General features: G+C 24.2%; 9 protein-coding genes and 1 pseudogene. 3 read left to right on the top strand and 7 right to left on the bottom strand.

The annotated features are described in order from the left end of the window. Window positions 1–78: 78 nt before the first annotated feature. The 3 genes from SPIRDC1_RS08485 to SPIRDC1_RS08475 all read right to left on the bottom strand — a co-directional run bounded on the left by SPIRDC1_RS08485 (window position 79) and on the right by SPIRDC1_RS08475 (window position 2,334). Window positions 79–1,119, bottom strand: coding sequence for an IS3 family transposase (locus SPIRDC1_RS08485; protein ID WP_174481407.1), 1,041 nt, complete (start codon window positions 1,117–1,119; stop codon window positions 79–81). A gap of 251 nt (window positions 1,120–1,370) precedes the next feature. Beyond that, window positions 1,371–1,508 (bottom strand): hypothetical protein, encoded by a 138-nt coding sequence (locus SPIRDC1_RS08480; protein WP_174481406.1) that lies wholly within the window; start codon window positions 1,506–1,508, stop codon window positions 1,371–1,373. A gap of 46 nt (window positions 1,509–1,554) precedes the next feature. Next, the gene (locus SPIRDC1_RS08475; protein WP_174481405.1) at window positions 1,555–2,334 is read right to left on the bottom strand and encodes a hypothetical protein; all 780 of its coding nucleotides are present in this window, start codon (window positions 2,332–2,334) and stop codon (window positions 1,555–1,557) included. 312 nt (window positions 2,335–2,646) lie between these two features. Between SPIRDC1_RS08475 and uvrB the strand changes: the two genes are divergently transcribed. From uvrB to SPIRDC1_RS08460, 3 genes are read left to right on the top strand one after another with little or no spacing between them, the layout of a single operon-like run. Further along, window positions 2,647–4,632: an excinuclease ABC subunit UvrB gene (gene uvrB / locus SPIRDC1_RS08470; RefSeq protein WP_174481404.1), complete on the top strand. Its 1,986-nt coding sequence runs from the start codon at window positions 2,647–2,649 to the stop codon at window positions 4,630–4,632. 17 nt (window positions 4,633–4,649) lie between these two features. Continuing rightward, window positions 4,650–5,360: a CatB-related O-acetyltransferase gene (locus SPIRDC1_RS08465; RefSeq protein WP_438363304.1), complete on the top strand. Its 711-nt coding sequence runs from the start codon at window positions 4,650–4,652 to the stop codon at window positions 5,358–5,360. An 8-nt stretch (window positions 5,361–5,368) separates the two neighbouring features. Further along, window positions 5,369–5,824, top strand: a complete 456-nt coding sequence (locus SPIRDC1_RS08460) for a methylated-DNA--[protein]-cysteine S-methyltransferase (RefSeq protein ID WP_174481403.1) — start codon at window positions 5,369–5,371, stop codon at window positions 5,822–5,824. A gap of 17 nt (window positions 5,825–5,841) precedes the next feature. Here SPIRDC1_RS08460 and SPIRDC1_RS08455 read toward each other — a convergent pair whose 3' ends face one another. The 4 genes and pseudogenes from SPIRDC1_RS08455 to SPIRDC1_RS08440 all read right to left on the bottom strand — a co-directional run bounded on the left by SPIRDC1_RS08455 (window position 5,842) and on the right by SPIRDC1_RS08440 (window position 8,230). Continuing rightward, window positions 5,842–6,255, bottom strand: a complete 414-nt coding sequence (locus SPIRDC1_RS08455; protein WP_174481402.1) for a hypothetical protein — start codon at window positions 6,253–6,255, stop codon at window positions 5,842–5,844. Between the two features lie 144 nt (window positions 6,256–6,399). Beyond that, window positions 6,400–6,939 (bottom strand): annotated as a pseudogene (locus tag SPIRDC1_RS08450) (amino acid permease); the annotation flags it as partial. 18 nt (window positions 6,940–6,957) lie between these two features. Beyond that, the gene (locus SPIRDC1_RS08445; RefSeq protein ID WP_174481401.1) at window positions 6,958–7,218 is read right to left on the bottom strand and encodes a hypothetical protein; all 261 of its coding nucleotides are present in this window, start codon (window positions 7,216–7,218) and stop codon (window positions 6,958–6,960) included. Window positions 7,219–7,234: 16 nt separating this feature from the next. After that, window positions 7,235–8,230: an IS3 family transposase gene (locus SPIRDC1_RS08440; protein WP_174479968.1), complete on the bottom strand. Its 996-nt coding sequence runs from the start codon at window positions 8,228–8,230 to the stop codon at window positions 7,235–7,237. Window positions 8,231–8,547 lie beyond the last annotated feature (317 nt).

The following is an 8,547-nucleotide window of genomic DNA, read 5'->3' as shown; positions in this document are numbered from 1 at the left end:
ATTGTTATTAAGATTATCTTTTTTAGCCATCTGTAACTCACTCTTTCTAGATATATAAATTATATTTACTAGAATTAATTAAACATAGTTATTTTTGTAAGTCACACAGATTACTAAACATTCCCAAATTTTTATTTGTGAAATTGGTGGTTTTAGAAATTTAGAATGTATTCTTTCGTAATTATAAAACATAATATATTGGTTTACATCATTTATAGCTTCATTGAGAGAAAAATATTGATTTGAACCTTTAGGTAGTCATTCTTGAGATAAATGAGAAAATCAGTTTTCAGATATTACATTGCCACCAATATCATAAGGTTGTTTTTTGCTTAAAATTATTTGCTTATCAGCAGCTCAATTTGTGATGTCTTGACAATAAAATTCGTTGGCGTTATCTGAGTGTAAAATAACGTTTTTTACTTGGTTTCAAGAGAATTGTTGATTTATTTTTTCAAGTGCAGGAAGGATTAAATCTTGATAGGATTTGTTTGAACATGTATTATAGCTTACAATATTATTTGAATAAAAATCAATAATTACAAAAAGATATAATCAACCTTCTTTAGTATTTATTTGTTTAGTGTCCATTGATCAAATTTGATTTGAAGAGGTTGTACTTTTATAATCTTTGTTTACTTTATCCATTGTAGGTATTCACTTATTTGGATTTTTTTTGTTTTTAGGATAGTTATTTTTAGTTTGTTTTAATCCTTGAAGATTGTGATCTTTCATAATTTTTCGCATTTGTTTTGTTGATAATTCTAGATTTAAAATAATATGTTTGTATTGTTTTAATCATTCTTTAAATGCTGAAAAAATTCGTAAATAGCCATAAATTTGTCCTTTTCTTGTAAAATGAAATTCAAGTAAAAGTTGGCATAATTCTTGATATTTATGTGTACAATTACTAATTTGATTTTTTTCTTTTTTAATAGGGTTTTGTTTGTTTTTTACAAAATAATATGTTGATCGGTTTAGTTGAAGATGTTGGCAAAGATATCTAATTGAATATTGGTTTTTGCTATCATCAATAATTTGAATTTTTTGTTTGATATTTAACTTGTTAATTACTAATGCTATTTGTTTAATTTTATCCATTATTAAAAATCCTTTCATGTCAAAATTAGTGTTAATTGTATAACACAATTGTTTTTCGAATACATTCAAGTTTTTTTTAAATTANCTTAGCAATTGAAAATATCACAAAAAAATGAACATTGCCTATTCAAAATTGAAATACAGCAATTGCTCATTTTATGATAAAATTTGAAGACAGAATTAATCTGAACTAGTACTTTGTAAAACAAAGAAACACAGATTACTAAAAAGCCTCTAGGCATTTGCCTATTTTTATTTAAAGTATAAAATTAATCTTTTGGTTTTTTTTCAAAATCTTCTCCATCTTTTTCTAATCCTTTGATTGGACAAAGTAGAGGATAATTTTTTTTACAATAATCACAATGTCATTTTTTCTTTTTGAAAATTTCTTTAAATTTTTTAAACATTATTTTTTTTCTCTCTTTCTTTTCATTATTTTTTTGTAAGTATATTTTATTCTTGTTCAAGTTCTGTTCATGAGCCAGTAGTGTTAGTTACTACTTTTCATCCTGTATTACTATTTTCGAATTTAGTTTTTAATTGATTAAAATTCTCAATAATTTTTTCAGATAAAGTATATAAATCTTCGTTTGAAATATAACCTTTTCAACCACTTGCATCTCATTCGGGAAATCTAGAAATAATATTAAAAATTTCAGTTTTATTTTTATTAGTATTTAAAATTTTTTGTCATTCATATCGACTTAATGCAATTTTTAAAGTATCATGTCATAAAAATTTATAATATTTTTCTATTATATTTTTATCGTGAGTATTTGGTGAAAATTGTGGTGCTAGAAAAAATAATTCCTTAGGTGCTTCATGATAAGTTACTATAATTCCATAGGTATTATATCCACGTACTTTAATTAAAGATGAAAAATTATTTATTAATTTTTCAGTTAATTCATATATGCTAATCTTTTCTCATCCATTACCTTGATAAGGAAAAGATGAAGTATCATAGTATATTTTTTCTCTTAATTTTTCAAGGTCATTTAAAGAAAAAAGTTTAAATCAAGTATCTAAAGTACTGCTATTAATGTATATATACGATATAGCAAGTTCATATTGATATTCATAGTTAGTAATAATTTTATCTTCACCTTCATAATTTATGGGTTCATTATTTAAAATATTTGTAGTTTTAATTTCGGTGCTTAAAATAGAATTTAAGTTTCCTGTGGTTGTTGCAAATGTTAAAAGACTTACTGCTGTTAATAATGTTTTCATAATCATTCCCCCTTTTTAGTTTTTTTAATTTATATAAAAATTATTTTAATTATCTGTTTAAAATTTTACTATATTCTAAGTAAAATAAAATATAAACGATAATAAGTCAATTTTAAACATTGGATTTATTTGATAACTAAACTTTAAATTTTTTAAGAAATTTATTATAATTTTTTATACTTATAAAAATCAAAAAATAAGTATAGTATTTATATTGTTTTATAATAATTTTAATTATATAAAAGTTTTATTATTATTTTATTTAAAATAATATGGTATTGTATATAGAATGTTTTAAAGGAATATAAAGTTATGTTTAAATTAAAAGCGCCTTATAAACCAACAGGTGATCAACCTGAAGCAATTAGAAAATTAGTAGTAGCTATTAAGAATAATATTAAATACCAAGTATTATTAGGAGCCACTGGTACGGGTAAAACTTTTACAATGGCCAATGTTATTGTGCAAGTGCAAAAACCAACTTTAATTTTAGTACATAATAAAACATTAGCTATGCAATTATATGGAGAATTGAAAACTTTTTTTCCTGAAAATCGCGTTGAATATTTTGTCTCATATTTTGATTTTTATCAACCCGAGGCATATTTACCAAAAACCGATACTTATATTGATAAAAATTCTAAACAAAATCAAGAAATTGAAATGTTAAGATTAAGTGCTTTAAATGGTTTATCTATTAGTAAAGATGTTATTGTTGTAGCATCAGTAGCAGCAATTTATGGTGAACAAGAACCAACAGCATATAAAGATAACTTTTTTGAATTGAGAAAAGGACAAAAAATTAATAGAAAAGATTTATTATTAAGACTAATTAAAAATGGATATGTACGTAATGATATTACATTAGAACCGGGTAGTTTTAGTGCAAAAGGTGATTTAATAAAGTTAGTTCCATCTTGAAATGATCAATTTTATTTAAGAATTAGTTTATTTGGTGATGAAATTGAAGAAATAGCACGTATTGATACATTAGGCGCTAATGTTTTAGAACGTTTTCCCTTTATTACAATTTTTCCTGCGCAAAATTATATTACTAGTAAAAGTCGTGTTGATCAGGCAATTATTAAAATTACTGAAGAGTTAAAAATAACATTAGCACAACTAAGAAAAAATAATATGTTAGTAGAAGCGCAAAGATTAGAACAAAGAACAGAACACGATCTAGAATCCTTAAAAGAATTTGGTATTTGTAGTGGTATTGAAAACTATTCTCGTCATTTAGAAAATAGAGAAGTGGGTTCAGCACCATATACTTTAATTGATTTTTTTCCAGATGATTTTTTAACAATTATTGATGAATCTCATATGACATTACCGCAAATTAGAGGAATGTATAATACTGATCGTAGCAGAAAAGAAACATTAGTAAAATATGGTTTTCGTTTACCTAGTGCCTTGGATAATCGTCCTTTAAATTTTAATGAATTTTCTAATAAGTTAAAGCAAGTTATTTATACTTCAGCAACTCCTGCTGATTATGAATTATCTTTAATTAAAAATGAAGTTGAACCCTTTAATGTACCAGTTCAACAAATTATTCGTCCCACAGGTTTATTAGATCCAACAATTGAAATTAAACCAACTAAAAATCAAATGGAAGATATTATTAATCAAATAAAATTACGAACAAAAAATAATGAAAGAGTATTTATTACTACTTTAACAATTAGAATGGCAGAAGAATTATCAAATTTTTTACAAGAACAAAAAATTAAAGTTGCTTATATTCATAATGAATTAAAAACATTAGAACGTACTAAAGTTTTGTTAGATTTAAGAAAAGGTGTTTTTGATGTTATTGTTGGTATTAATTTATTACGTGAAGGATTAGACGTACCAGAAGTGTCATTAATCTGTATTTTGGATGCTGATAAATCTGGTTTTTTACGTAATACTAAATCATTAATCCAAACTATTGGTCGCGCAGCACGAAATGTTAATGGTCATGTTATACTATATGGAGATATTAAGACAGAGGCAATGACACAAGCAATTGAAGAAACGCAAAGAAGAAGAGAAATTCAACTTGCTTATAATAAAAAATATAATATAGTACCAGTTACTGTTAAAAAACCGTTGAGTGAAATCGTAAGTACTAGACAATTAGATGTTGATTTAAAAATTTTAAATTCAAGTAAAGGTAAAACAAAAATAACTGCTAAAACAAAGATAATTGCTGATTTAAGAGTTGAAATGTTACAAGCAGCTAAAGATTTAAATTTTGAAAAGGCAGCTTCACTTCGTGATTTAATTTTGAATATTGAAAGTGAAAAATAAAGGAGTAAAATAAGTTGATCGATAAAGCACAAAAAGGTATTTTGATAAGTCCAAATACTAAAATTAATCCTCATATATCAACAATATTTTTAATAAAAAATTATATTACTAAACCTAAAATTTTTATTGGTGATTATACTTATTATCATGATTTTAATGGTGAGCAAGCAGCTATTGATTTTGAAAATAAAAATATAATTTATCATTTTCCAAATATGATAGATGATGAATTAATTATTGGTAAATTTTGTTCAATTGCACAAGGTGTTTTATTTATAATGAATGGTGGCAATCATAATTATTGTGCAGTTTCAACATTTCCTTTACCATTATTTTATAAATCATTAAATTTATCAGAAGTTACAGAAAAAGATAAATTAGATAAATTTCCGATTAAATCACCAACAGTGATAGAAAATGATGTTTGAATTGGTCATGATGTGACAATCTTAAGAGGGGTAACTATTGCTACTGGGGCAGTAATTGCAGCTAAAAGTGTAGTTACAAAAAATGTGCCTTCTTATGCTATTGTTGGTGGTAATCCTGCTAAAATTATAAAATATCGTTTTTCTAAAAAAATAGTTCAAAAATTACAAAATATAAAATGGTGAGATTGATCTATTGAAAAGATTGTTGAAAATTCAGATTTGTTAAAACAAAATTTTGATAATAAAATATTACAAGAACTTGTAAAAGAAAGTAATAGTTTAAATAAAATAAAGGGGTAATAAAAAATATGAAAAAATATGGTTATTTAACTACTAAAATAGGTTTAATTGAAATCATAGTAGTTGCAGAACAAGTAGTAAAAGTTAGTTTTGTTAATACTCGTCAAGTTGCTAAGGATAGTAGTAATATAGTGGTAGTTAATTGTTTAAAACAACTAGCAATGTATTTTGATAAAAAATTAAGTGATTTTAACTTACCAATAGCTTTAAAAGGAACTCCTTTTCAAGAATTAGTATGGAGTAAAACTTGTACTATTCAATTTGGGACAACTTTAACTTATCAAGAATTAGCGCAAAAAATAGGTTATCCAAAAGCAAGTAGGGCAGTGGGTTCAGCTTTAAGTAAAAATCCATTAGCAATTATTGTTCCTTGTCATCGTGTTGTTAATAAAAATAAGAATATTGTTAATTATCTTTATGGTGCGCATATTAAAAATTTTTTATTAGCACAAGAAAGTAAATAAGGTATAAGATTATTTTTTTATGATTGATTATCTTTTTTTTGATTTTTAAAATTGTTAACAATTTTAACTACATAATTTTTAATATAGTAAACAGGATATCCTGCTAACATAACAGCAATTAAAATTAGTGAATTTCATAATGCTCACATATTATTATTTTGTGTACCATAATAATACATTGCTAAAAATGATTCAACAATAGCAATTATTGCTCCTAAATAACCAATAATAATGAAAAAGTAAAATCAAAAATTATTAAAAATCTTTTGGTATTCTGAATGTTTGCGCCTTAAAAAGATAATGACCGAATTAACAATTAATTTTAAAAAACTAATAGCAATAATAAAGTAATTAGTTACTTCATACAATTGATTTCATAAAATATAAATTAAAGCAGCAAATATTAATAGTAGCATAGCAGCTCATGGCATATTAGTTCTTTTAGTTGTTTTTTGAAAAAAATTTAAACAAATCTTTTTCTTCACTCATTTTAAAAATTAAACGTGATTGATAAAGTAGAAATGCATTTAGTGAACCAACAAATAATAAAATTGCTAGTCCTGAAAAAATATAAGCTAAAACACGAGGAATATTAGGATTATTGATAATAGCATAATATCAAACGTTACTAAATCCATCATTTTATCTAATCATGAAAGTGGTTCATTAATAGTTAACAAAGCAATTAATAGTATTAAATATAAAAAGATAATTAGTCCTGTTGCAACAATTAAAGCTCAAAGTACATTTTTTCTTGGATTTTCTACTTCTTCAGTAACATAAGTTATTGCTTCAATTCCTGAATAGGCAAATAGTGTCATTGTTGTTGCTGGTAATAAAACATAAGTTGCAAGAAAAATTTTTGATAAATCTTTTTGAACTATTTCACTATTAAAGCTATCTGTATTGCCATAAATCATAGCAATAAATAAAACAAAAGTAATTGGTAATTCTTTTAAAATTGTAAAAATAATTTGTGTTTTTCCAGAACTATTTTTAATAAATATTTGGACTATAGCTAATGCAAATAAAATTAAAATTCCAAATAATTTTATCAACCATTGGTTAGTAATATGAGCTAAAGTACCAATAATATTACCTAATGCTAAAGTAGCAGAAGTAACGGTAGAGCACTAACCATTAAAACTAAAATCCATCCCAATCAAAACGAACAAGCCATTCAATTTGCTTTTTTTTAATCAATAATAAGCACTTCCATTTCCTGGAAAAGAAATAGCAGTTTCTGCTAGTAATAACATTTCTGGCAAAATTAAAATACCGCCTAAAATTCAGGCACATATCATTAAAATCGGATTAAATCCACTTTGAAACGCTACTTGTCCAAATGAAATTAGTACTGATGATCCGGTGGTTAGCCCTAAATACTGGACCACTTTTGGATAGACAGTTTTAAATTTTTATTTGTGAAATTGGTGGTTTTAGAAATTTAGAATGTATTCTTTCGTAATTATAAAACATAATATATTGGTTTACATCATTTATAGCTTCATTGAGAGAAAAATATTGATTTGAACCTTTAGGTAGTCATTCTTGAGATAAATGAGAAAATCAGTTTTCAGATATTACATTGCCACCAATATCATAAGGTTGTTTTTTGCTTAAAATTATTTGCTTATCAGCAGCTCAATTTGTGATGTCTTGACAATAAAATTCGTTGGCGTTATCTGAGTGTAAAATAACGTTTTTTACTTGGTTTCAAGAGAATTGTTGATTTATTTTTTCAAGTGCAGGAAGGATTAAATCTTGATAGGATTTGTTTGAACATGTATTATAGCTTACAATATTATTTGAATAAAAATCAATAATTACAAAAAGATATAATCAACCTTCTTTAGTATTTATTTGTTTAGTGTCCATTGATCAAATTTGATTTGAAGAGGTTGTACTTTTATAATCTTTGTTTACTTTATCCATTGTAGGTATTCACTTATTTGGATTTTTTTTGTTTTTAGGATAGTTATTTTTAGTTTGTTTTAATCCTTGAAGATTGTGATCTTTCATAATTTTTCGCATTTGTTTTGTTGATAATTCTAGATTTAAAATAATATGTTTGTATTGTTTTAATCATTCTTTAAATGCTGAAAAAATTCGTAAATAGCCATAAATTTGTCCTTTTCTTGTAAAATGAAATTCAAGTAAAAGTTGGCATAATTCTTGATATTTATGTGTACAATTACTAATTTGATTTTTTTCTTTTTTAATAGGGTTTTGTTTGTTTTTTACAAAATAATATGTTGATCGGTTTAGTTGAAGATGTTGGCAAAGATATCTAATTGAATATTGGTTTTTGCTATCATCAATAATTTGAATTTTTTGTTTGATATTTAACTTGTTAATTACTAATGCTATTTGTTTAATTTTATCCATTATTAAAAATCCTTTCATGTCAAAATTAGTGTTAATTGTATAACACAATTGTTTTTCGAATACATTCAAGTTTTTTTTAAATTAATGGTCTAGTAAAAAGGGCTAAGTAGCTAAGTAGCAACCACCTTACTAAACATTCCCATAATTAATTCTATTTTTTAAATTTTATTATAAAATGAGCAATTGTTGTATTTCATTTTTGAATATATATTGTTCATTTTTTTGTAATTTAAGTTTTTATATACTTTTTTTGCAATAAATAATTTTAAAATTTTAAATATTGATTTAGATAATATTTTAAACTAATTATAATTGATATTCTTTAGTATTAATTA

The organism is Spiroplasma endosymbiont of Danaus chrysippus (assembly GCF_902809815.1).
Lineage (GTDB): Bacteria > Bacillota_I > Bacilli_A > Mycoplasmatales > VBWQ01 > Spiroplasma_E.
Note: the sequence above shows the minus strand (reverse complement) of the source record. Positions and strands in the feature narration are given on the sequence as shown.